Here is a 25,777-nt window from a genome sequence, read left to right on the forward strand (position 1 = left end):
ACTGGCAAACCATGGATACGGTAATCATGAATCATCTACAGAGAAAGATAGGCTATTTTTTTAAAAAAATTGAATTATTACAACAGGCATTAACACACCGCAGTTCTAGTCGTCAAAATAATGAAAGGTTCGAGTTTCTTGGGGATTCTATTTTAAATTGCGTAATTTCTTATGCAATTTATCGAAGTTTTCCATGTATTGATGAAGGTGAGTTGAGTCGTATGCGTTCTACATTAGTACGTGGCTATACCTTAGCCGAAATGGCACGAGAGTTTAATTTGGGTTCGCATTTAACTTTAAGTCGAGGAGAATGGAAAAGTGGTGGCTATAAGCGTCAATCTATTTTATCTAATGCTATGGAAGCTTTAATTGGTGGCATATTTTTAGATAGTAACATGAAGACGGTAGAACGGTTGATTCTTAATTGGTACGACTCTCGTTTACATACTATTCAACCAGGAAATGAACAAAAAGATCCTAAAACGCGTCTGCAAGAATTCTTACAAGGAAACCATCTTCCGCTGCCATTTTATCTTGTATCTCAGATACAAGGTTCAGAGCACCATCAGTCATTTACGATTCAATGCACAGTTAGTGGAATAACAGAACCAGTAGTAGGAACTGGTTTTAGTCGTCGTCAAGCTGAGCAAGAAACTGCTCAAAAAGCCTTAATTAAGTTGGGTATTGAATGAGAAAAAACATCACCTACTGTGGCTTTATTGCTATAATAGGGCGCCCGAATGTGGGAAAGTCAACTTTATTGAATCAACTTATCAAACAGAAGATCTCTATTACTTCACGTAAGCCGCATACTACGCGTCATGAGATTATCGGAATTCAAAGCGAAGGAATATATCAAGCTATCTATATTGATACACCTGGTTTATGTATAGAAGAAAAACGCACTACTGATCGCTGCATGAATCAAATAGCAAAAAACTCTATTGCTAATTCCAGGCTCATAATTTTTATAATAGAAGGAATGAATTGGACTATTTCTGATCAAATAGTCATGAATAACCTAAAAAATAAATCATTAGTTCTTTTGGTGATTAATAAGATTGATTATATTTCTGATAAAAAATTGTTATTACCGTATCTGCAGCTCCTGAATCAAAAGAGACATTTTATAGATATAGTGCCTATATCTGCTAAGATAGGAACAAATATTGATGTTATTAGTGGAATTGTTCACCAATACCTTCCACAGTCAGAGCACTATTTTCCAAAAACATGTATAATGAATCACTCTAAACAATTTATGGCATCAGAAGTTATTCGTGAAAAGCTCATGCGATCTCTCGGAGCAGAGCTTCCATATTCAGTCACAGTTACAATAGAAAAATTTTTTATCAATGAGCGTGGTGGGTTAACGATCCATGGGGTCATTTTCGTAGAAAGCACAAGCCATAAAAAGATAGTCATTGGTCATAAAGGGGGTAAGATAAAAATTATTGGTGTTGCAGCACGTCAAAATATGGAAGTAATGTTTGGAACAAAAATCCATCTGGAGCTCTGGGTACAAATTATGTCTGGCGGAAGAGATTATAAGAATATATTACCAAATATAGAATATAAGAATCTGACATTATAATAGGTATACCAAAAGCGTTGTCGTATGTTCAAATAGAGATTTTAGAATCTATTAATTCTGGCTATAGTTAGCACTTATAAAGTATAACCATTATCCATTATAGATTTTACATAGTAATTATGTATAGACTACATTTCTAATAAATATTAAATGTTAGTAGAGATATATTGTCATATAACATGATCAGACCTATCTCTTTTTATTATATAAGAACTTATGACTCTGATAGATCGGATGTATTGTTGAATGATGCACAGGGTGTTTCACCTGGACGTATGAGGTGTGCGTATATGTATACTTACTGTGATTTCAGTTCTATATGAGATGCACTAGACAATATTTTATATTAAATGGGTCGGTTCATCAGTCACTGATCATTTTTAGCTAACTTCTCTGCTAATTGACAATACTGAAAAACACTAACATCTTCTGCACGTAACTCCGGTGAAATATTCATTTCTATTAATCGCTTACTAGAGATTAGGTATCCAAGGCTATTTCGTATTTTTTTACGACGTTGATTGAAGGCTTCTGTAGTAATATGATGTAAATCATAGATGAATTGGGGTGATTGTTGTACTGTTCTTATAGGGATAAATCGCACGACCTTAGAGTTAACCTTTGGAGGTGGGATAAAGGCATTGGGTGGAACTGGAATTACTGGAAACATCCGGCAATAATACTGAGACATAACGGATAAACGACCATAATTTTTGTTTCCTGGATAAGCTAACAAACGATCCGCTACCTCTTGTTGCAACATAAAATACATATCACAAATGACGCTAATATGACTAAAAAGATAAAATATTAATGGTGTAGAAATATTATAAGGCAAGTTGCCAAAGATGCGTAATAATTGGTTCTTTTTTTTTGAAAAACCTGAAAAATCAAATTTTAAGGCATCTTGTTGGAAGATAGTGATCTTTCCCTTTAAAGACGAATGATGTTTGAGACGTGATGCTAGATCTCTGTCAATTTCAATTACTGTTAGAGCATCTATCAGTTTTCCTATTTTTTGCGTTATTGCACCAAGCCCAGGTCCAATCTCAAGCATTAACTCCCCATTCTGGGGAGCAATAGCATTAATAATAGCATCAATAATATATTGATCATGCAAAAAATGTTGTCCAAAACGTTTTCTGGGTTTATGCCCGTGGTGCATCTGAGTCATTATCAGTTCTTGAACGTAAGCATATCTAAGGAATAGATTTATGTATATTTTAAGTATGATGTTTTGTTAGCAAATGCTATTGCGAGTAAATTTTATTCAATTTTAAACCTATTTCTCAATTATAAATACTGCTTAGTTTAGTTTGTTAATCTTATACGATGAGGCTATGCCTTAATTCTATTAAAGCTATTTCAGAAAAAACACGATGTGCTTAAGATCTGGATAATCTATATGAATTGTGTTTGAGTATTTATTGATATACATACTCAAACTGAGATCTTCTTTGCATCTCCCCTGTAAAGACCTCCGCTCTTTTTTTGCATTTGAAGTTTCCTCTGAGAATACTCTTTAATATTATTAAATTTTTTAATATTATTAAGTATAATTACTGTTCATTTAAGTGTTGATTCAAAATTACATAAAAATCAAAGTAAAAGTATAAACCACTATTTCTGTTTTTATACAGATTTTCTTTATTTATAAAATGGCGTTTTATAAATAACACTTACCGGTATGACTAGCAATAGTCAGTTCGATCCCGTGATCATGAAATAAGCTACCAGAATATTTTATGTTCTGTAATTATTATTACAATGCCGAAATGTTATATGGCGCGTTTAAGTTTCGCAGATTCTTTATTCTTTATAAGAATATATATTTTCTGTATATTTAAGCAATCTTTAACTAAAGATATATCGCTAATGATAGATGCCATGGGAACTAGTATTGCTTAATCTAACTCTTTTTATACATACATAATATATATGTAGTATGCCATACGATACTAAATATATGTATGATAGTATCATTATAATGTTACTTGAAGAACTGAAAAACTCTAGTGATGGCACGCCCTACAGGGTTCGAACCTGTGACCTACGGCTTAGAAGGCCGGTGCTCTATCCAGCTAAGCTAAGGGCGCATGCCACATGAATATTATATGTTATGTATATGATGAGTCAACTGTTTTACTTTAATACTAGGTAAAGTATACTGATACGTATAACAATATTGTTATTAAATCAAGCCACATGATAAAGAGCGTTCATATGACACAATGTATGTAGTGCATCACTGGTGGTGTAAATAGACCTGACTAGCAGTTATGCGATTTTTTAGTATCACCAGAAAATTCTTGGCATCTCGTTAGAGCTCAAGAGAGATGGATACACTGAATATTTCTATTATTCTCAATATAACAGCAATATGTAACCTGTGTGGGTTGATATGGAATTTTAGTACATACAACTTTATTGTATGTTTAAAACGAATGTATTTTGAAGTGATATACTCTGCGCATTGTTGCGCATTGTGCGCTAATATCACATTTATATACTGTCTCTGATGCTTTTATTGAATATCTAATAAAAAATGCATCTCAAGAGATTAATTGTCGTTCTATTTTGAGAATTTTTAAAGATCATGTTTAAAATGTAAGGTAAGTCAATTACTAACTGCAATGCAGTGCATGCACTGTGCTATTATATATATAATACATTGAGTATATATTTTATATGATGTTATAAGTATAACGTAAAATAATTTGTTATAATTTTAGTGTTTAACATGCCCACATAACATGTAGACTGTATGGATTAGTTCTTCGAATCAGAGTAAAATCTTCTTTCTGGATATAGACACTGGATCCTTATTACGACGTAAATACTGATTGAGTTTAATTCACTTTCTAAGTCTGTTAAATTATATTGATTGTAATCATGATGATTATATCTAACTGAGAGTTGTTAACTATGAGTCAACTTGTATATGATGCGACTACACAGATCAATCACATTAAAAAAGGAAGTATTTTTTATTCTGAGTAAGAATTATACAGGTGCGTGAGTTTGTGTCAATATTAATAAAAATTTTCAGTGAGTTTCCGTGATATTCGTTTCTCAACTCAAGATGGATGGGTAATGTTCGTAGTGCATATGTATTGGAATTGGCTTTTGAAAATAATTTATCTGTATACTGTGTTTTTAAGCTTAATGTTATAGTTTACTGTTAATTCTGCTATGTATCTTACTGCTCATGTATTTAAAAGTCATAAGCGTTAGTTTGTAATAGATTGCAATTTCAATAATTACAATTAGCGTAACAAAGAACTGCAAAATCGTCAGATATGTGGCCGCGAATACTAGGTAAATACTAGGCTAATAGCTGAATATTAGTGCAGAGACTGATTTTACGCAGTGTAAACGCAATTGATATTAATGTAAGCAAGCACTCTGCTATAGTTTAGATTCTACTTATGACGCACTGAGTTTAAAGTATTACTTCATATTCTATAAATAGCCTATGGGATGATAACAGCTATTATGATATGTTAGTCTAACATCGTCTAACATTTATTATGATATCATAATCATAATAAATGTTAGACTTAGACAATGTAAGATAGTCGTTATTACTAATACAATATTATATTGGTTTTCAGTCTGAGGTCTCTCTATGTCAAAGCTACAGACTGTTAATAAATATAAAAATTTCAATAGCATTGTGACTGATTTAGTTGCAACAACCACAGAGATATGTAAAAATCAATAGTGCAGCATAGTCTTTGGTGTTATAGTTTCAAGAATCTTAGAATACTTTAGATACAGTATGTTTTAGATACTGGTTTTAGATACTGTATGTAAAGTATTATTATCTTTGGTTATCTACGACCATCTACTAAAATATTACTTTATGTATATTTGATGTTGAGATTATATACCATAAAGTATTTTTAAAATATCATGATAAGTGTGATCAAAGATCACGTAAAATACATATACAGTAAAATACACATACAGGTAAATTATATACATTTAACGTAACTATCCATTTTGGTATAACTAAACATCGATGCGCTTCACAATTGTCGAGTGTAATGCAGAGGGACGCCTCATCTGATGCCTGCAAAAATTATTAACGGTGAAAGGATTGCGCAGAAGATACGTCAAGAAATTGCTAGGAGTATCAAAATACGTTTAGCTTCAGGTAAGCGTACTCCAGGTCTAGCAGTAGTATTAGTGGGTTCAGATCCAGCTTCACAGGTCTATGTCGCTCGCAAATGTTATGCTTGCAAAGAAGTTGGCTTTTTTTCACGTTTGTATGATTTATCAGCTCATACTAGTCAAGTCCAGCTTCTAGAATTAATTCAACAGCTTAACCATGATGCTAATATTGATGGAATCCTGGTGCAGTTACCGTTGCCACCAGGAATAGACTCGAGTCTAATTATGGAAAGCATCGCTCCCATTAAGGATGTCGATGGTTTTAGTCCGTACAATCTGGGCCGTTTGTGTAAGCGTTCCCCAAGTATGTTAAGACCGTGTACACCTCGTGGTATAATAACTTTATTAGAGCGTTATCATATTAATATTTTTAGACTTCATGCAGTAGTTGTTGGGGCCTCTAATATTGTTGGAAGACCAATGAGCATGGAGCTTCTCCTCTCTGGTTGCACCACAACTATTACACATCGTTTTACAAAAAACCTAGATTTTTTTGTATCACAAGCCGATCTACTGATAGTAGCAGTTGGACAACCTAGATTGATTCCTGGCTCTTGGATTAAATGTGGTGCAATAGTTATTGATGTTGGTATTAATCGTTTGACAAATGGCAAGATAGTGGGTGATGTTGATTTTGATCAAGCCTGTCATCGGGCATCTTGGATTACGCCAGTGCCAGGTGGAGTAGGACCAATGACTGTCGCGACACTGATGCAAAATACATTATATGCCTGTGAAACTAACGAAAAGATCACTGCATAGAATACCTTGGTGTTTTCACAGAGCATCCTCTCAATTTCTACTTTATAGAAATATTTTAAAAATTTTAGCAGTTTGTGTTAATAGTTTAAAATTTCTGAATATTGTTTTAATTCTGTTTGATCTCTATCTAAAATCATCAGCGTTGTAATAATGCTTATGTTTAGAGAAATCGCATAACTTTGTATCTAGTGTTTATGCTAGGAAACTATGATATATATCTAATAAATATATTTTTTTGTATTTTGAGTAGCATTATCGCCTCTATATGACTTGAATATAACAAAAGATTTTATCGGGGGGTTTTATGCTATTAATATACATGTTGTATAGCTATAAAACTCATATCACATACTAATCTAATCATAATTAGATGCTTAATGTTTATGAATTAAGAATGAATGTTTGTCTTGTGTAACATACTGTATGTATATAAAAATTTCATTTTGAAATTTTCAAACAGTTTAGAACGTTCACTGCCATTATATTTTTATATATATCAATTAATAGTTATGTCACAAATAGCATGAGCAATAAAGTCTTACCCGATCTACAAACTAAAGGGTTTTATTCTGATGAATTAGAATATTTTATAATCGGACGTGAATGATGTATCATGAGTCACTGATTCTATGATGCCGTGCTTTTCACAAGATGCTGTTAGGTGATATCCACTAACATTATTAGGATTAAAAATTACATATTTTGAAAAATATACGAGGGCGTTATTCTAACGTACTAAAGCGTATACTAGCAATAGTGATATTAATATAAATTAATAGTGAGATTAATTTATATTAATACTAATTTGATGATGATCGTAGGTCTGTATAAGTATTTTATAACTTTTGTACTCTATGGTAATGTAATCGACACACACATTACTAAGACACATGTTACTAAATTCTGTAGTCATATGGTAATATGAGGTTCTATAATGATTGCACGTATACAACCAATCATATACTCGAAACTTTCAGTACAACTTAAATATATTAAGTATGCATATTATGTATCCTTGATACAAGCACAACTTATGTTATTGATACTGTGCAAGTGATCATCTGCACCAAAAGACTGATCTATAGGTCGCTAAGTCCTCCGTCTATGATTTTACTCAAGTTTGACTGGAACTCGTGGAGATAACGCGCACATAAGTTCATACCCCACAGTTTTAGATGCTGTTGCAACATCATCAATTTTAACATTTTTTCCCCAGAGTTCCACCTTACTGCCAATAGACGCCTGGGGGCACGTTGTTAAATCGATAGCCATCATATCCATAGAGACAGTTCCAATAGTTTTTGTTATTTTCTCTAAAACCCTTACTGGGGTACCAGATGGGGCATGGCGTGGATAGCCATCCGCATAGCCACAGGCTATTATTCCAATGCGTTGTTCACAGTTAGCGCGATAGCTATTATGGTAGCCTATTTTTGATCCAAGGGGGATCGTTTGAATAGCGATAATTTCACTAGCGAGTGTCATAACAGGTTCTAAACCACTACCTAATATCATCTTTTGATGACCATCTGGAGAAGCGCCGTATAAGATAATGCCAGGACGAACCCAGTCAAGATGGGTCTGAGGATGCCTCAGGATAGCCGCAGAATTAGCTAGTGACATTTGACAGTTCAGACCCTGTGAAGCTTGAGAGATTTTTTTCATTGGCTCTGTCACGCCTTGTTTATACCCCGCTTCCGCAAAATGCGTCATAAGTGTTAATGTGCCAACATTTTCTATCGCTTTTAGTTTTTGCCAAGTAGAGTAGATATCATCCGGTTGAAAACCAAGACGATTCATACCGCAATTCATTTTTAGATAGACATCTAAGGGAGCCCGCAACTTGGCTCTTTCTAGTGCTTGAATCTGCCATGGACTATGCACAATTGTGGTTAAATTGTACTGATCTAAGATAGTTATATCGTCAGGATGAAAAAACCCTTCTAATAATAAAATAGGTTTTTTCCAACCACCTTCTCGTAGTAATAAGGCTTCATCGATACTCAGTAATGCAAAACCATCTGCTTGGTGTAGGCTTTGCCAAGTTTTCTTGATACCATGACCGTATGCATTAGCTTTTACTACAGCCCAAAGTCGTGCACTACCAATCATCTGACGCACTATAGAGAGATTATTTTGCAATGCCTTTTGATTAATGATTGCTGCAATTGGACGAGACATAATCTCTCCTTACATGATAGATTCAGTGGTCTCTGCATTAGTAATAAATGTATGATATTTAGATGTATTTTGTTCAAGATCATCTGGTAATTTGATGATACTATATGCAAAACAATATAGCATTTTGAATGCATATTGAGTATATAAATAGAATTTACATATCATCACTCAGCTGAATGACTAGGAGGCGGATTATCTTGTATCACAAAAGAAATACATATAGGATTAGGATAGGTGTCTAATCAGAAATTCCGATGGATATAATTTATTATGTATTAGTTTTTGTGCATTCCGTATGTCCCCCATAGTTGTGTATGGTTTATGCGCTTTAGGGTAATGGAGAGTGTTATATATCAGGTCAAGAATTCGATTGCGTTTTGCCTTATCATAGCCTGTTGTCAAACAATACAAATAATGGCTCATCATTTTTACAACTATTATAGATATTATAGATCGCTAGATTAAGCAAAACAAAATAAAGAGCCAGTGCCTTTTTGTATTAAAACTTGGTAACATTTTACAAAAAATTAAATAATGTATTATTTAAGTTCTGGTATTTTGGATTTGTTCAGTGGGGCCGCCGTCTTACTGAGGCTATGCCTCTAGTGTCTTACCTGTTGACAGGTTAAGCTACCTAAGATCGAGTTCAGCATTTAGATAAGATCTTTACAAGCTAAAATAAATAATAATACGCTAGATTGGTGCGCGCCATCATTTTGTGCTAAAATAGATTGCAGATAAATCTATTCATATATCAATGTCCTCCTAAAAATTTTGGTAGCGCCAAGGTTCTGTTGCTTTTTTAATAAGGTAGATAGAAAATCTAGCTACCACATAGTCACTCAACCTCTAGGGAGAGAACCTACTATCGCTAGTACTTGTACAATTGTAATACAGGTAAGTAGAAATCATCTATGCGTTTAATGCGGTGTTATGATGTTATAAAATTATTAGACATTGCTTATGGCTCTAATGTGAATGCTAGATATAACTTTGAAAGCTTTATTGAGGATTAATTACATCCATTATGTATGTAGTCGCGTAATAAGTAACAGATTATCTTGGGTGAGCTACGTGTAACCATATGTTTCTTTAATAGCAGAATCGGGCCAAATAAAACATATCTATTACATGTGGTAGGGGGTGAGATGTTAACCAAAACATCTAAAGAAACTGTGATATATATGCGATTTGAACGTTTTGCGAGCGATAGGGTTAAGATATTGGAAACCAATGCAATTGAGAAATGTAAATGCTATTATTGCTCAGAAAAGCGCTACTGATTGATTAAATTCAGTTTTGTACTACTCAGTAAGGAGCACTGCCAAAAAGAGTTTTTAATGCCTTCAATACACTTTTAGAAGGCAATTAGCAGATTATTTTGACTTCTGATCGTCACCAAAAAGGTATGCATAGCTTAGAAGATAGACTGTGATCACGATTGTGATGGGTATTTAAATAGTTTCGACTCATCTGCCAGAGATTGCAGCATGTGTAGGATTTTAACACCCAGCCTATAAAACAATATCCTCTTATCAGAAGAAGTAGGATGCTCTATTGCTATGAGAGTCTACTCTCATATGCAAGCATGAAAAGCCGCACTTAATCATGTCATAGATAATGCAGAATTTACTATTCATGCAATCACAGTTGATGTTTTTGGGAAGCGATTTGTGATCCGCTAGTATTACAGGACCAACCAATCACTATTCATGTTGTTCAAAAACAAACTAGCTTAGTATTATACAATTCAAGTCGTTAATTTTATTATTAAACTGCAGATCTCACTCAGTCCCCCCGTTCAAGACAGATCGCAATGGCAATAGATAAAGGATTAACTCATTATGATTTACCAGAAGTTGGTTATGTTTTGGGTAGCGCGAGCAAACTGCGATCCTGCATGCCTGTGGAAATCTTGAATAGCTGCATGAAGACAATAGGGATATTCAAGAAGACTTTTCGACTCTGATTAAGATTTTGTCCTCTTAATTTGTAATGCACCAGGTTTTTTATATTATGAAATTCAGTATAGAACGTGAGCGCTTGTTAAAACCATTGCAACATGTTAGTGCTACATTAGGTAGTCGTCCTGTGTTACCTATTCTTAGCAATCTTTTGTTAGAAGTCAAAGACAGAGCTCTGTCTTTGACCGGTACTGACTTAGAAATGCAAATAGCAGTGCGTATTTCACTCACTAAAGAGCATGTATTGGGAATGACTACCATTCCTTCGCGTAAATTTTTTGAGATTTGTCGTGGATTACCAGAAGGATCTGAACTCTTCGTATGCCTTGAGGGAGACCGAGTTCTGGTGCGATCGCAGCGAAGTCTTTTTTCTCTAGTTGCTTTACCAGCTAGCGATTTTCCTAACCTGGATTACTCGAAGAGTGAGGTTGTTCTTACTGTAAATCAAGGCACTATAAAGCGCCTAATTGACGCTACGCAGTTTTCTATGGCTAATCAAGATGTACGATATTACCTGAATGGCATGCTATTTGAAACAGTAGAAAGAACATTATATACAGTTGCTACAGATGGACATCGATTAGCAATATGTTCTATGTCAGTAGACCATTTATTAGCAAGTTACTCCGTAATTGTTCCGCGTAAAGGTGTGATAGAACTTGCGCGTCTACTAGACGGCAGTGATACACCATTAGAGATAGAACTTGGAAAAAATAATATTCGTATTTCTATTGGTAATTTCATCTTTATTTCTAAGTTAATAGATGGTCGGTTTCCAGACTATCGTCGCGCTATATCTATATCATCTCCATCTGTAAAAACTATAGAGGTTAAGCGTGAAGCATTGAAACAAGCCCTTGTAAGGGCGTCTATTTTATCTAATGCTAAATTTCGTGGAATCTGCCTGCATGTTAGTGAGAATCAGCTAAAAATTACAGCGTATAATCAAGAGAAAGAAGCAGCGGAGGAGGTCCTGGATGTAATCTATAGTGGCGATCAGATAGAAATTGGCTTGAATGTTAGTTATATTTTAGATGTGTTGAATACATTAAAGGGTAACAATGTTTGTATATTGCTAACTGATTCTACATCTAGTGTGCAAATTAAAGATCCAGTTATGCCCTCTGCAAGCTATATCATTATGCCCATTCGTTTATAATATGTGCATATTAAGTTTTTCAGGTAGATGAAAGTAACATAACAATAGCATTTTTATCTAAAAATTAACATTAATGAGAAAAATTGATGTCCAATATGTATGACTCCTCGAGCATTAAAGTATTAAAAGGGCTTGATGCGGTACGAAAACGTCCTGGTATGTATATTGGTAATACAGATGACGGGACTGGTTTGCATCACATGGTTTTTGAAGTTGTAGATAACGCGATTGATGAAACTCTTGCAGGTTACTGTTCCCATATTAGCGTAACTATTTATCCTGATCGATCTGTATCAATACACGACAATGGTCGTGGCATTCCGACTGGGATACATACAGAAGAGGGAATCTCTGCTGCTGAAGTAATCATGACGATTCTACATGCTGGTGGAAAATTTGATGACAACTCGTACAAGGTATCTGGAGGGCTTCATGGTGTTGGTGTATCTGTAGTAAACGCATTATCAGAAAAATTAGAGCTGACCATTTTTCGTGAAGGCAATATATATTTTCAAACCTATATACATGGTACATCACAAACTCCACTGAACATCATAGGTGATACTGATTTGACAGGCACATTAGTCCGTTTTTGGCCTAGTTATAATACTTTTAAAAATGTTATAGACTTTGAGTATTCGGTGTTAGCAAAACGTTTACGGGAATTATCTTTTCTCAATTCTGGAGTATCTATAGCTCTAGAAGATAAACGGGATGGTAAAAACGATTTTTATCATTATAAAGGGGGGTTGCAAGAGTTTATCAAATACCTAAGTCAAAATAAGACGCCGATTCATCCTAATATATTTTATTATGCCACTCAGAAAGATGATATCGGTATAGAAGTGGCCTTGCAGTGGAATAATGGTTTTCAAGAAATTATACACTGTTTTACGAATAATATTCCCCAACGTGAAGGTGGCACTCATCTTATAGGTTTTCGATCTGCCATGACTCGCACCCTCAATACTTATATGGATAAAGAGGGGTATACTAAAAAAGCTAAGGTTACTACTATTGGTGATGATGCACGCGAAGGCCTGATTGCTATCATATCGATCAAATCTTCAGACCCAAAGTTTTCTTCACAAACTAAAGATAAACTAGTTTCATCCGAGGTAAAAACAGTAGTTGAACAAACAATGAATGAGTTGCTTTACGCTTATCTACTAGAGCACCCAGGTGATGCAAAAATAATAGTTGGAAAAATTATTGATGCAGCGCGTGTGCGCGAGGCGTCTCGCCGTGCACGAGAAATCACTCGCCGAAAGGGTGCATTAGATTTATCTAGTTTGCCAGGAAAGTTAGCTGATTGCCAAGAAAAAAACCCAGCTCTTTCTGAACTCTATTTAGTGGAAGGCGATTCAGCTGGTGGTTCTGCAAAACAGGGGCGCAATCGAAAAAATCAAGCTATTCTACCGTTAAAAGGAAAAATTCTGAATGTAGAAAAAGCGCGTTTTGATAAAATGCTGGCCTCCCAAGAGGTAGCAACATTAATTACTGCTTTAGGTTGTGGCATTGGTCGTGATGAGTATAACCCAGATAAATTGCGTTACCACAATATTATTATCATGACTGATGCGGATGTTGATGGATCACATATTCGCACGTTGCTCTTAACGTTTTTTTATCGCCAAATGCCAGAAATTATCGAGCGAGGGCATCTTTATATTGCACAGCCACCGCTGTATAAAGTCAAAAAAGGTAAGCAAGCAACATATATTAAAGATGATGAGGCTATGGATCAGTATCAAATGTCTATTGCGCTTGATAAGGCTGTGTTACACATTGGCGATAACATATCAGCATTAAGCGGAAAACAGCTTGAAGTATTAGTAAATACATTTCACTATACACATAGAATGATTAAAAAATTAGAGCGCGTCTATCCGATAGAATTACTAAATGTGCTAATTTATCATCAAACTTTAAGTAATTTAACGATAGAGAAGGTAGTAAACGATTGGTTGCAGGGTCTACTACACAAGTTAAATAACAATAATTTCAACGGTAGATGCTACCAGGGAATTGTAAGGAAGAATCCTCAATTAGACTTATTTGAGCCAATACTGCGCGGACGTATACATGGCATAGATACGGAGTATTGTTTAGATAATGATTTCATATGTAGCGAGACATATCATAGAATCTCCATATTAGGTGAGCAATTGCGGGATCTGATTAAACAAGACGCCTATGTAGTACGCGGAGATCGTCGTCAATCGGTGTCCACTTTTGAGCAGGCGGTCAAGTGGTTGATATCAGAATCACGTCGGGGTCTATCAGTGCAGAGATACAAAGGTTTAGGTGAAATGAACCCGGAGCAATTATGGGAGACTACAATGAACCCCAGCAGTCGGCGCATGTTTTTAGTGACTATCCAAGATGCTTTTCAAACTGATCAACTTTTTAGAACTTTAATGGGGGACATAGTAGAACCGCGTCGCGCTTTTATTGAAGACAATGCCCTGCGTGCGGTTCATATCGATATCTAATTTTTAATCAAAATTTAAATATTATGAGAACCAATCTGCACACCAGTCTTAAGGCTATATATTTTATAGTGATTCAGAATGAATCGATAAATTAAGTGCAGAAATATTGTCTTCAAAATAAAGTACATTACAGAGCGATAACTGTTTTTAGCTTTTGACTTCTACATCACAAATTATAAATTTTAGCTGCATGATACTAGCGTAAGAAGAATATTAATATCCTGAGGATAGTATGACGATTAAATTGATTGCAATTGATATGGATGGGACATTACTTAACCCGAAGCATGAGTTAACAGAAAAAGTAAAAAAGGTTATTCAGAGAGTGAATAACCAGGGGGTTAACGTTATCCTTGCTACCGGAAGACCGTTTATTGGTGTAGAGCAATACTTACATGAGCTAGCTCTTCATCAGGATAATCAATATTGCATTACTAATAATGGTTCGTTAATTCAGAATGCAAAAAGTGGAGAATGTCTTTTTGAGGTATTACTAGGTTTTGATGATTATCTGTATTTTGAAGAATTATCACGAGTATTAGAAGTGCATTTTCAGGCTTTTACTAAAACAGAGATGTTTACATCCAATAGAGATATTAGCAAATATACTATACACGAAGCTTGGATGACTGGCATTCCTCTGCGTTATTGCTCTGTAGGTGACATGGACTGTAATTTAACCTTTCCAAAGGTTATGATGCTAGATCCACCAGATCGACTAGATGCTGCTATTGCTCGTATCCCAGAAAAGGCATTACAGCAGTATACTATTATGAAAAGTTCACCGTACTATCTGGAAATTCTTGATAAACGAGCAAACAAAGGTGCAGCTTTACGATTTATAGCAGAAATGTTAGGATACGCAAGGAGTGAAATAATGGCGATTGGTGATCAAGAAAATGATTTAGCTATGTTAGAGTATTCAGGTATAAGTATAGCCATGAGCAACAGTATTTCCCGGGTAAAGTCGGTGGCAAAATTTATTACAAAAAGTAATACAGAAGATGGTGTGGCATTAGCAATTGAACGGTTTGCTTAGATCATGACAAATTCAGAAAAATTTTTATACATATTGCATTTTTGATATATATGTATTATAATTTTATGAGTTAAAATAAATGCCTATTAAAATACTAAACTGTTTTTGTGCCAGCAATATTATCATGACAGATAATCAAGACGCACTGTGATATGCATGTTCATATTAATTATAGCATGTAATATAATTTTAATATTTTCTATTTCTTTCATTGCTTTAAAGGCAATCCCGACTATGCAATTTTTGCAAAGTTAAAATTAGAGATAACTCTACTTATACAATCATCACCTGAATCTATACAAAGTAAAATTTATAATTGTATATCATCATACTGAGCATTACTCTAATACGCTGCTATCGGGGAATCAAATTTTCCCAGATATAACAAGATACATTGTATCTAACTAGTGTAGAATTGTAGGATTTTATAAAAATTCTATCTGTATAGAAAGTTTAGAATTTAAATACTGTTATAGTTTGCACTTTTATTGCTTTCCTTTATGAGGTTGCATCATTTGACTCCAACGTGACGAGCAGTATAGGCAAGGCAAATCCGGTATAGGTGTACACGCAGGTACATTTAATATGTTTGATGTGTACTAAAAATATTTTAGTTAGAATCTAGGTAAAAGGTATGAAGCGCACTTTCCAGCCATCTGTGATTAAACGTAACCGCACCCATGGTTTTCGTGCTCGTATGAAAAGCAAAAACGGTCGTAAAATTTTATCTCATAGACGAGCTAAAGGTCGAGTACGTCTAACTGTCTCAAGTAATAAGCATTAATTTCTTTGTATCATATATGACGGAATATTCATTTCCCAAGCAGTTGCGCTTGTTAACTTCCACGCATTTTAAGTTTGTTTTTCAGAATCCGAAACGAGTCAGTGCAAGTTATATCACTATTCTTGGGCGTTTGAATTCACTAGGACATCCAAGGATTGGCTGTGCTATTTCTAAGAAAAATCTTAAACATTCACATGAACGAAATAGAATTAAACGATTAATACGGGAAAGTTTTCGTTACAATCAACACCAACTTCCAGCGATGGATTTTGTAGTTATAGTAAAAAGTGGGATTATTGCTCTTGATAACAATGCTTTCACAATAGCATTGGAGAAATTATGGAATCGTCATTGTCTCTTGGCTCACAAATTTTAATCCTTATCGTAAGAGTCTACCAATGTGCTCTAAGCCCATTTTTAGGGCCGCGCTGTCGTTTTCAGCCAACCTGCTCGCAATATAGTATTGAGGCATTGCAAAGATTTGGAGTATTTAAAGGCAGTTGGTTATCCATAAAGCGCATATTACAATGTCATCCTTTGAGTTCTTGTGATAATAATCCATTGCCGCCACGTAAACATTGATTTCAGAGAGCCTGAATAATGCATGCTAAAAGCAAATTCTTGGTAATTACTTGTCTGTTTATATCTTTTGTTATCTGGCAAGTTTTTTACATGGAAAAAACTATTCAGCCAACATCACATCAAGCAATACAGAAGATCGTGAGCTCAGATAGTCATAAAATGCAGCAGGACAAGTTACAAAGCAACTTAGATACTGTCATTACAGTTAAAACCGATGTGTTATCTTTATGCATTAATACTCGCGGGGGTGACATTGATGAGGCTGCATTATTAGCTTATTCAGATAAATTAGGTTCGGAGCATCCTTTTTTACTTTTAGAGTCTAGCCCAGATTTTCTATATCAAGCCAAAAGCGGATTAACCGGTCATGATGGACTAGATGATTTATCTTATGATAAAAGACCGGTTTATGTTAGTAAACAAAAGCATTTTGAGCTATCTAATAATCAGAATGAATTACGCATTCCGTTAACTTTTATTTCAAAAAATAATGTTACTTATATTAAAACCTTTGTTTTACGGCGCGGCGATTATGCTATTGACGTTTCCTATCAAATTGATAATAGATCAATAGAACCCATAGAGGTTGCAATGTGCGGTCAGCTTAGGCAGACTATTCAGTTACCAGAACATCGTAATACGAATAGTAAAAATTTTGCTCTACACACTTTTCGTGGTGCGGCTTATTCTAGTAGTCAGAGCAAATACTCCAAGTATGACTTTGAAACTATTGGAAAAGACAAGAACTTGAATGTAATAACTAAAAATGGCTGGATAGCCATGTTGCAGCAGTATTTTGCTGCTATCTGGATCCCAAAAACAATGGGTAGTAATATACTGTATACAAAAAATCTAGATAATAATATAGTTTCTATCAGTTGCCAATCAGAGCCAGTGATCATTTTACCCGGTTTTCAAAAGACTCTAGCAGCTACATTATGGGTTGGGCCAGAAGTTCAGGGCCGTATGACTACTGTAGCTCCATATTTAGAATTAACAGTAGATTATGGTTGGCTATGGTTTATTTCGCAGCCTCTATTTAAATTATTACAGTTTATTAACCGTTTTATCAACAATTGGGGTTTTTCGATTGTTCTTATTACGTTAATTGTGCGTAGCGTTACATATCCACTTAGTAAAGCTCAGTATACTTCTATGGCTCGTATGCGTGTTCTGCAGCCCAAAATTCAATCGATGCGTGAGCGATTCGGAGAGGATAAGCAGCGCATGAGTCAGGAAATGATGGCGTTATACAAAAGAGAAAATGTCAATCCACTGGGAGGTTGTCTGCCGTTAATAATTCAAATGCCTATATTTCTAGGACTGTATTATATGCTTATTGGATCAGTGGAGCTTAGACATGCCTCATTTGTTTTCTGGATTAAAGATTTATCTGAACAGGATCCATATTATATCCTGCCACTCTTAATGGGTGCTACTATGTTTTTTATTCAGAAGTTATCACCAACAACAGCAACAGACCCCATACAGCAAAAAATTATTACTTTTATGCCAGTTATTTTTACTGTCTTTTTCTTGTGTTTTCCATCAGGGCTGGTTCTATATTATATTGTTAGCAATTTAGTAACTTTATTGCAACAGCATATGATTTATCGAGATTTAGAAGAGCGTGGCTTGCATGATCGCGATAAGCGTGTTGAGTAGCGCAAAAGTCTCACTATATAAGTGGTTTTACTGTATCTAAGAGATAGATTAGATTACGAATCTACAATATAAACTAGATATGTTAACTCATCTATCACCAGTGATTCACTGTAGATCATAGACCACCCTAATGCCTAAGCTATTTCTGTTGTCTGCTTATACGATCTTCAGGTAATATCTGATATAGAGGATTAGATGATAACAGAGCATTGTAATATGTTTATATATTGGTAAAGTTATCATTGATATAGCGACTAAAATATAAATACTTAATATCAAGATATTTAGTTATATACAAGTTATTATGCCCTATCATAGTGAGTATATCTCTATTGATAGCAATAGCCTGTAGCGTTGATTACTGAGCATAGTATTATCAGTGGCTTTAGAGTGATCCTATTATTACATCTCATTATCAAGAGAGGGCGCAAATGACTAAAGAAATACAAACTCTCATAGTTTCTTCTTTAGGAAACTTAGATGCATATATTCGGGCAGTAAATTCTTGGCCAATGTTAACAGCAAGTGAGGAAAAGGAATTGGCTGAGAGGTTATATTACCGTGGTGATCTAATAGCAGCTAAGGCATTGATTTTATCACACTTACGTTTTGTAGTGCATGTCGCATGTAATTATTCTGGTTATGGATTACTAAAAGCAGATTTAATTCAAGAAGGTAATATTGGTCTTATGAAAGCAGTGCGCCGTTTTAATCCAGAAGTCGGTGTGCGTTTAGTGTCTTTTGCTGTACACTGGATTAAAGCAGAAATTCATGAATATGTGTTGCGTAATTGGCGTATTGTTAAGGTTGCCACTACAAAAGCGCAGCGTAAGTTATTCTTTAATCTTCGAAAAACTAAAAAACGTTTAGGGTGGTTTAATCAAGATGAAGTTGATATGGTTGCTCGAGAACTTGGAGTTAGCAGTAAGGATGTTCGTGAAATGGAATCGAGAATGTCTGCGCAAGATTTAATTTTTGACCCTCAACCAAATGATGATATTGAACATGAAACGCTAGCTCCAACTTGTTATTTACAAGACCTATCGTCTAATTTTTCGAATGGTATTGAGGAAGAGAATTGGGGAGATTATGCCTCTGATAAGCTTGGTGTAGCATTAAAAGATCTTGATGATCGTAGTCGGCATATTATTCAAGCAAGATGGTTAGACGAAAAAGATAAAACCACCCTTCAGGCATTAGCGAATTATTATGGTGTGTCTGCTGAACGTATTCGACAGTTAGAGAAAAATGCTATGCAAAAATTGCGTGGAGCTATTGAAGTTTAATACACATCATATTCTAACATACGCTATAATCTAGAATACAAATATAGTAAACGATTAGGTTTTTTCCACTGGCCTATGCATCCTAGTAATTTTAATAGCGATCATGTGATCTGCTTAAGGTACCACCATCATGCAGAAATCCATTTAATCTACATTAAATAGATTTCTGCATGATGGTGGTACCTTATCTAATAAGTACTCAGGTGGTAAATACAGGCACCTAATGCATGAAAAACCAGAGGTATAATATATCACTATATAGAATGGCTCATGATGTATAATCACACTCTCTTTAAAAATAGTTTTTTGATACTTCCAGAATTCGAAGCACAACGTATAGATAATTTTTTACACAATAAATTAAAAGGTGTTCCACGTAGTATGATTTATCGGATATTACGTACTGGGATGGTCAGAATTAACAAAAAGCGTATTAAACCATGCTATAAACTACAAATTGGAGATGAGATACATATTCCATTAATTCGCATCACCAAACCAGAACACGCTAAAATATCAAAAAAAATAACCGTACTTACCAAATTAGCAGACTCGATTCTTTATGAAGATGAATATATAGTAGGACTGAATAAGCCTTCTGGGATAGCGGTACATGGGGGAAGTGGTCTACAGTATGGAGTTATTGAAGCATTACGTTCATTACGGCCGGCTACAGAATTTCTTGAGTTAGTGCACCGCCTTGACCGAGATACATCAGGTATTTTATTATTAGCCAAAAAACGATCCTCCTTACGTATGCTCCATGAGCAATTACGTACAAACAGCATGGAAAAAAACTACTTAGCTCTTGTTCAAGGACGGTGGCCAACTCATGTAAAGGTTGTGGATGTTCCATTATTAAAAACAACTCAATTGAATCATCATTGCGCGGTAAAGGTTCATCAAGACGGCAAACCATCTCAAACCTTATTCCAAGTAGAAGAAAACTATGCTAACATTGCAACTTTAGTTAAAGCATCTCTTATAACTGGACGTATGCATCAAATTCGCGCACATGCTTTACATATAGGTCATCCTATTATTTTGGATAATCGTTACGGAAATTCTAATTTTAGTAAGCACCTGGCAGGTACTGGACTAAAACGTATTTTTTTACATGCAGCTACATTATCTTTTATGCATCCACATACTAAAAAAATTATGATGATGAGCGCACCGTTAGATCAGCAACTAAAAATTTGCTTAAAAAGATTGCGTTATAGAGCAACTTGCCTTAAATAAAATAAATTGTACTGATTTTGATAAAACAAGGCAGTTCCTTACTAAATACAGCAATACCAATCTGATGTGACTCGTTCTAGATATTTCATCCTCTATTTATAATCAGCCATATCAAGCGGTATAGAAACTATTTATTATATGCTGCTACAGGAAGAGATGATAGATATAAGATTTAAACAAGAAAAATGAATTACTGCATATTACACAAAAAAAATCATAAATTATCAATAAAAATATTTAAGAATAAAGTAGTGGATTTGATTAACGGATATTAAATGAAATGACGTGTACTCAACGAGTCGTATATTGTACTATGAAATTATATCTAATAATACGATATGTATAAAAATCTTACAAGATTTTTTGTCTTTATGGTATGAAGATTTGCATTACTGAACAAGATGTATCTTATAAAGATACTACTGTTGTAATGGATTTGCATACAACATTCACAATGCAGGTCAGACTAGATGAGAGACTAATCGTTAGAATTATTGTTGGTGATAAGCTTATTGTAATGTGATAAATTACGTTGGTTTAGTGTATATTTACACATAGCATTATCTTGTCATGTTGTCTCTGCTGTGTTAATAAAGGAAACCTGCAACAGGTCGATTCAAGCCTATTATTCATCTAATTTTGAATTTCTACTATAAATTTGATCAGAATATAGATTAGCTCTATTGTAATTTTTAATGAGGTATCTATACAGCAAGGATAGATTGAAAAATTAATTTTCATCTAAGATGTTCATTACTGAACAAATCTCTGGAAAAGAATCAATTCTCAGCTTTTTAATCAATGGATCTATTCTTAGTCGGCATTAGTAGGATAATTAATGGCAAATAAGCGCTAGAGATATACGCTTAATTAATATTAGCTAACAGAATGTTTTATTCTACAGGAAATATTAAGATTGGTCGGGAGTATAGCAAAAAATTATTTTTATATAAAATGTAACATAACTCTGACGTAAGGCGTATCCTGACGCAAGTGCTTTTAAAGTGTTTTCCGTAAAGACCTTAGATAAATTTATTATAGCAACATATTTATATTAAAATACAGGGTATCATTCAATCTATTCGTAAATCCACTGTATTTTTAGAAACATTACAAGAAGATTTTGTATCTAGCAAAATCAGAATTTTCTGCTGTCCTGTAGGTTACAGATTTTTCTGAAGGCATGGGGTTGTTTGCAACCGTTACGATTACTCCTGTCCTAAGCATATTTTTAGGAGCAGGTCAAATTTTCTGTTGTGTTCTGAATCGATACAGTTATTACCAGATTGCATTATATAGTATCTACTAGGATCATATGTAGTGAAAAGTGCACTAGATTCTGTACAAATGGGTTTTTCTTGCAACAGAACTAGTAGTTTCCGTAAAAACTTGGCCATATTATAGAGTTTCTGCTCATACTAGATGGCTCGAGCATGACTTAAAGAATGTCTTATAATACTTAGAGTTAATATTTTCTTTAATAAGATATAATTATGTATTAATAACTTAATATTTGATTGATGACTAATCATGGAAGTGATTCTGATAGTTGAGTCCTTATTGGTGCAGATAAGTCAATCACAATACAATCTAAACAAGATAGTGACTAGATGTTATTAGTAAATATCATTTACTATACCAAATAGTAGTACATCTTAGTGTGTCGGAAGCTATAGTACCTAACCGTGTCTATGTTAAGGTTAAGGATTGTACCTTAAGCGTAAAAACTAAAATAAACATTTTTAAAAAATATTATATAGGCTGATACATTGACATGAAAAAAATCATTTTTAGTATATAAAAATTTTTTCTCTTTAGGAGAGTGACATTAATAATGAACGATAGAAAAAAGCTGACAATGGAAGAAAAAAAAAATATTTTTTGATTTTATGCGCGGTACTCGTCAGTTAGTGCAAGACACTATAGTGCATAAGTCAGTACGGAAGAGCCGAACTCAGAGGGTATTGCAACGTGTATCATCCACGCAAAGAGAGCATAGTTATTATTTTTCTGATGAATTTCAACCAGTTTTAGCTAGTGCAGGCGCCTCACGCTATCTGCGCCATGGTGTAAATCAGTATGAGCTAAACAAATTATATCGCGGATATTATACCCCAGAAATTGTTCTTGATCTACATGGTATGACTCAAGTACAAGCCAAACAGGAATTAGGTGCGCTGATTACTACTTGCCGACAAAAGCATCTATATTGCAGTCGAATCCTGCACGGACATGGCAAGCACATCCTTAAAACACAAATGCCTTTCTGGTTAGCTCAGCACCCACTCGTATTGGCCTTTCATCAAGCCCCTAGGCAGTTTGGAGGCGATGCTGCATTGCTTGTATTAATTGAACTAGTAGATTAACTTTTTGATTAAAACGATATATGTGTGCAAAGTATTATGTTTGATCTTCCTCGCATGAATAGATTGAGTGAAATCTTATTTTCAGAGAACGCGATTAAGCATGCAGACTCTATTCATTGGATAAAAGAGTTGGCGCTAAGGATACTAAATGTTCGTGCTGCTTTGCACTGTGCGCAAACAGTATAGGCAGGAAGCATTACACACTGATTTTTTACATAGAGCAAGAATTTCTATAAGAATAGAAATTGTTTGAGCATTGATAATATTTGATTAAAATAAAACATTAAGATTCATACCACATGTCAAGAAGAAGTTAATGGATAGCGATTATTGTAGATTAATAGAATGGATTGCCAAGAATTTCTCTAGGGGAAACTTGCCATTGTACTTTATTGAATAACCAATGAAAATTTAGATCAATGTATGCAATAGATGAGGTTGTAAAAATCATTTTGTTTTCCTTATGAAGTATTTCTGTCAAAAGAGCCTCAATAAGAGGCAGATGAGAAATAATTATAACTGACTGAGTGATTTTTTTATCTAGCTCTTTTAGATAAGATAGGACTTGATTAGATATTCCACCGGGTCTCAGTGCTTGAAGTGTATTTACTTGATTATTGGTTAGTAAGGGGAATATCTCACGAATTATACTGAGTGTCTGTTGTGCACGGAGATAAGGGCTGACTAGTGCTTGTTGAATATCAATGGATTTTTTTCGGAGAAAATTGGCCATTTGACGAGATTCAGCATATCCGCAATCAGTTAAGGGTCTAGAAAAATCATTGCGTGCTACTAATTCAGCTTCACCATGACGCATTAAAAGAATCTTCATTGGTTACCAATAGAGCAATAAATATTTAACAAACAAATCTTAAGCGTAATATACGTTTATATATCAATAAATATAGAACACTGGTAATAAAAATTATTTTTTTACTAAAAAATTTACTGATATTACTTACACAAGTTAAAGTGATGCTTATATATCAGGCTAACTCATAGGGTATACAGTAATATTATCATTTCTTGGGTAACAGTGTTAGTAAACTGTTTGATTAATGAATGATTTTATCACCTTTATTACCATTATGTTTCTGTTTTTACTAAAAGAGCAATTTATCTATCACGGTATATTCAGTAATTCTAAAGATCAGAGACTGAAGTAAAGTGTATAATGTTTTGCTCACGTTTATAACTATACAAGAGTTGCTTTATTAAGAATTAAGAACGCACAGCATAGTAAAGAAGACATAGTAAAGAAGATTTTTTAAAACTTATTCCAACATTGCCATTATTATTTATTCATTGTTAATAATGATTACAGCTTCACCTGTCTTACAGTAAACACGCTATTATACCAATAATCTAATTGTTGACGCAGTTTGTCTATACCTATTTTTTTTTCTGCAGAAAATATCTGAACTTGTATTATATTAGAAAAAATTTTTGTTACCTGACGCACTGTATGGAGCTGTGTGATGCATTTTTGGTAATTTAACTTATCTGCTTTTGTTAAAAGTACTAATACTGCTATATTACATTCTATAGCTGACATAATCATCTGTTGATCTAGATCTTTCAAGGGGTTACGAATATCCATGAGAATCAGCAATCCTTTTAGGGATTGTCGATTTTTTAGATAATTGGTGACGATAGTTTTTCTTTTTCTCTGCACAACTACTGGGGCATTTGAGTATCCATAACCAGGTAAATCAACTATGCGATAACCTTCAGATAATTGGAATAGATTAATAAATTGTGTGCATCCTGGCATTTTGCTGGTACGAGCTAAGTTTTTTTGGTTTGTACATGCATTTATTGCGCTAGATTTTCCGGCGTTTGAGCGACCAACAAATGCAATCTCAATGCCAGTATCAGCTGGCAAATGGTGAATACCAGGAGCGCTAGCAATAAAATGTGCTAGGTGATAATTAAAAATAGACATAAAGTATACTCCATCTTTGTAAGATAATAACTAGGATTATACCTAGTGATAATATCTATAACGTACATGGTAGGATTGAATAATCTAATGATTTGGTAATAATTACCATATGCGTAATCTGATTTATATTGTTGAAGAAATTATTGGCATAACACTCTAAGCAGATAAACCGCAATACTTTATTTTTTCATATATTAACTCAACATATCGACGATGTGTATCTGACTGTAATTCTTGTGAGCTGGAAACATGGTCTTGCTACTAATTATCACGAGACTTTTTAGTAATTGTCAGATATTGGCTTACTCTTACCATATAAGTATTTTATGTTAACCATCAAGAATAATCTTTACTGCTTTTTAGTAACCTAAAGTAATTGGGTGTTTCTTGTATTTCCTCAAAGATCCTTCTGAGATATCATGCAGATTTTTTTCGTTATATCTTATAAACTATAATAATTAAAATTTTTTGACCAAAATGCCTCTATATGCAAAAGAAAGAAAAGATATTGTATCAATACACTTCAAAGCTACGCCT

At 34.2% G+C, this 25,777-nt stretch carries 20 protein-coding genes and 1 tRNA gene; 16 read left to right on the plus strand and 5 right to left on the minus strand.

What is annotated here, in order from left to right; translation table 11 throughout:
- The first annotated feature begins 11 nt into the window (after window positions 1-11).
- On the plus strand, window positions 12-692 hold the full coding sequence (gene rnc / locus CIPSTX3056_RS00355; protein WP_072666512.1) for a ribonuclease III: 681 nt from the start codon (window positions 12-14) through the stop codon (window positions 690-692).
- Entirely contained in the window at window positions 689-1,594 is a 906-nt protein-coding gene (gene era / locus CIPSTX3056_RS00360; RefSeq protein WP_072665997.1) for a GTPase Era, read from the plus strand. The genes rnc and era overlap by 4 nt, the downstream gene beginning before the upstream one ends.
- A 367-nt stretch (window positions 1,595-1,961) precedes the next feature.
- On the opposite strand, the gene rsmA is transcribed toward era, so the two are convergent.
- Entirely contained in the window at window positions 1,962-2,771 is an 810-nt protein-coding gene (gene rsmA, locus CIPSTX3056_RS00365) for a 16S rRNA (adenine(1518)-N(6)/adenine(1519)-N(6))-dimethyltransferase RsmA (protein WP_072665998.1), read from the minus strand.
- Window positions 2,772-3,613: 842 nt separating this feature from the next.
- A tRNA-Arg gene (locus tag CIPSTX3056_RS00370) sits at window positions 3,614-3,690 on the minus strand.
- A 1,975-nt stretch (window positions 3,691-5,665) separates the two neighbouring features.
- On the opposite strand from CIPSTX3056_RS00370, the gene folD reads away from it, so the two are divergent.
- The gene (gene folD, locus CIPSTX3056_RS00375; RefSeq protein ID WP_072665999.1) at window positions 5,666-6,532 is read left to right on the plus strand and encodes a bifunctional methylenetetrahydrofolate dehydrogenase/methenyltetrahydrofolate cyclohydrolase FolD; all 867 of its coding nucleotides are present in this window, start codon (window positions 5,666-5,668) and stop codon (window positions 6,530-6,532) included.
- A gap of 1,110 nt (window positions 6,533-7,642) precedes the next feature.
- Here folD and dadX read toward each other — a convergent pair.
- Window positions 7,643-8,713: a catabolic alanine racemase DadX gene (dadX, locus tag CIPSTX3056_RS00380; RefSeq protein WP_072666000.1), complete on the minus strand. Its 1,071-nt coding sequence runs from the start codon at window positions 8,711-8,713 to the stop codon at window positions 7,643-7,645.
- A gap of 1,061 nt (window positions 8,714-9,774) precedes the next feature.
- On the opposite strand from dadX, the gene CIPSTX3056_RS03470 reads away from it, so the two are divergent.
- The 13 genes from CIPSTX3056_RS03470 to CIPSTX3056_RS00445 all read left to right on the plus strand — a co-directional run bounded on the left by CIPSTX3056_RS03470 (window position 9,775) and on the right by CIPSTX3056_RS00445 (window position 23,481).
- The gene (locus CIPSTX3056_RS03470) at window positions 9,775-9,996 is read left to right on the plus strand and encodes a DnaA ATPase domain-containing protein (protein WP_072666001.1); all 222 of its coding nucleotides are present in this window, start codon (window positions 9,775-9,777) and stop codon (window positions 9,994-9,996) included.
- A 533-nt stretch (window positions 9,997-10,529) separates the two neighbouring features.
- Entirely contained in the window at window positions 10,530-10,682 is a 153-nt protein-coding gene (locus CIPSTX3056_RS00390; RefSeq protein WP_157883599.1) for a hypothetical protein, read from the plus strand.
- Between the two features lie 47 nt (window positions 10,683-10,729).
- On the plus strand, window positions 10,730-11,836 hold the full coding sequence (gene dnaN / locus CIPSTX3056_RS00395) for a DNA polymerase III subunit beta (protein WP_072666002.1): 1,107 nt from the start codon (window positions 10,730-10,732) through the stop codon (window positions 11,834-11,836).
- Window positions 11,837-11,922: 86 nt separating this feature from the next.
- Window positions 11,923-14,331: a DNA topoisomerase (ATP-hydrolyzing) subunit B gene (gene gyrB / locus CIPSTX3056_RS00400; RefSeq protein WP_072666003.1), complete on the plus strand. Its 2,409-nt coding sequence runs from the start codon at window positions 11,923-11,925 to the stop codon at window positions 14,329-14,331.
- Between the two features lie 232 nt (window positions 14,332-14,563).
- Window positions 14,564-15,370 (plus strand): sugar-phosphatase, encoded by an 807-nt coding sequence (yidA, locus tag CIPSTX3056_RS00405; protein ID WP_072666004.1) that lies wholly within the window; start codon window positions 14,564-14,566, stop codon window positions 15,368-15,370.
- Window positions 15,371-16,004: 634 nt separating this feature from the next.
- Window positions 16,005-16,154, plus strand: a complete 150-nt coding sequence (gene rpmH, locus CIPSTX3056_RS00410; protein ID WP_072666005.1) for a 50S ribosomal protein L34 — start codon at window positions 16,005-16,007, stop codon at window positions 16,152-16,154.
- 16 nt (window positions 16,155-16,170) lie between these two features.
- Window positions 16,171-16,530, plus strand: coding sequence for a ribonuclease P protein component (gene rnpA, locus CIPSTX3056_RS00415; RefSeq protein WP_072666006.1), 360 nt, complete (start codon window positions 16,171-16,173; stop codon window positions 16,528-16,530).
- Window positions 16,494-16,736, plus strand: coding sequence for a membrane protein insertion efficiency factor YidD (gene yidD / locus CIPSTX3056_RS00420; protein WP_072666007.1), 243 nt, complete (start codon window positions 16,494-16,496; stop codon window positions 16,734-16,736). Before rnpA ends, yidD begins: the two co-directional genes overlap by 37 nt.
- An 18-nt stretch (window positions 16,737-16,754) precedes the next feature.
- Window positions 16,755-18,401, plus strand: a complete 1,647-nt coding sequence (gene yidC, locus CIPSTX3056_RS00425) for a membrane protein insertase YidC (RefSeq protein WP_072666008.1) — start codon at window positions 16,755-16,757, stop codon at window positions 18,399-18,401.
- Between the two features lie 431 nt (window positions 18,402-18,832).
- Window positions 18,833-19,687: an RNA polymerase sigma factor RpoH gene (rpoH, locus tag CIPSTX3056_RS00430; RefSeq protein ID WP_072666009.1), complete on the plus strand. Its 855-nt coding sequence runs from the start codon at window positions 18,833-18,835 to the stop codon at window positions 19,685-19,687.
- A 273-nt stretch (window positions 19,688-19,960) separates the two neighbouring features.
- Complete coding sequence (gene rluC / locus CIPSTX3056_RS00435; protein ID WP_072666010.1) at window positions 19,961-20,929, plus strand: 23S rRNA pseudouridine(955/2504/2580) synthase RluC; 969 nt, start codon at window positions 19,961-19,963, stop codon at window positions 20,927-20,929.
- Window positions 20,930-22,818: 1,889 nt separating this feature from the next.
- Window positions 22,819-23,295, plus strand: a complete 477-nt coding sequence (gene smrB, locus CIPSTX3056_RS00440) for an endonuclease SmrB (RefSeq protein ID WP_083595495.1) — start codon at window positions 22,819-22,821, stop codon at window positions 23,293-23,295.
- 36 nt (window positions 23,296-23,331) lie between these two features.
- Window positions 23,332-23,481 carry a hypothetical protein gene (locus CIPSTX3056_RS00445; RefSeq protein WP_157883600.1) on the plus strand — a complete coding sequence of 50 codons (150 nt, stop codon included), beginning with the start codon at window positions 23,332-23,334 and terminating at the stop codon, window positions 23,479-23,481.
- Window positions 23,482-23,632: 151 nt separating this feature from the next.
- Here CIPSTX3056_RS00445 and sixA read toward each other — a convergent pair whose 3' ends face one another.
- Both sixA and yihA read right to left on the minus strand, forming a co-directional pair.
- The gene (gene sixA / locus CIPSTX3056_RS00450; RefSeq protein WP_072666012.1) at window positions 23,633-24,127 is read right to left on the minus strand and encodes a phosphohistidine phosphatase SixA; all 495 of its coding nucleotides are present in this window, start codon (window positions 24,125-24,127) and stop codon (window positions 23,633-23,635) included.
- A gap of 486 nt (window positions 24,128-24,613) precedes the next feature.
- Window positions 24,614-25,240 carry a ribosome biogenesis GTP-binding protein YihA/YsxC gene (yihA, locus tag CIPSTX3056_RS00455; RefSeq protein WP_072666013.1) on the minus strand — a complete coding sequence of 209 codons (627 nt, stop codon included), beginning with the start codon at window positions 25,238-25,240 and terminating at the stop codon, window positions 24,614-24,616.
- Between the last annotated feature and the right edge of the window lie 537 nt (window positions 25,241-25,777).

Origin of the sequence: Candidatus Erwinia haradaeae (genome assembly GCF_900698965.1) — a bacterium.
Lineage (GTDB): Bacteria > Pseudomonadota > Gammaproteobacteria > Enterobacterales > Enterobacteriaceae > Erwinia_E > Erwinia_E haradaeae_A.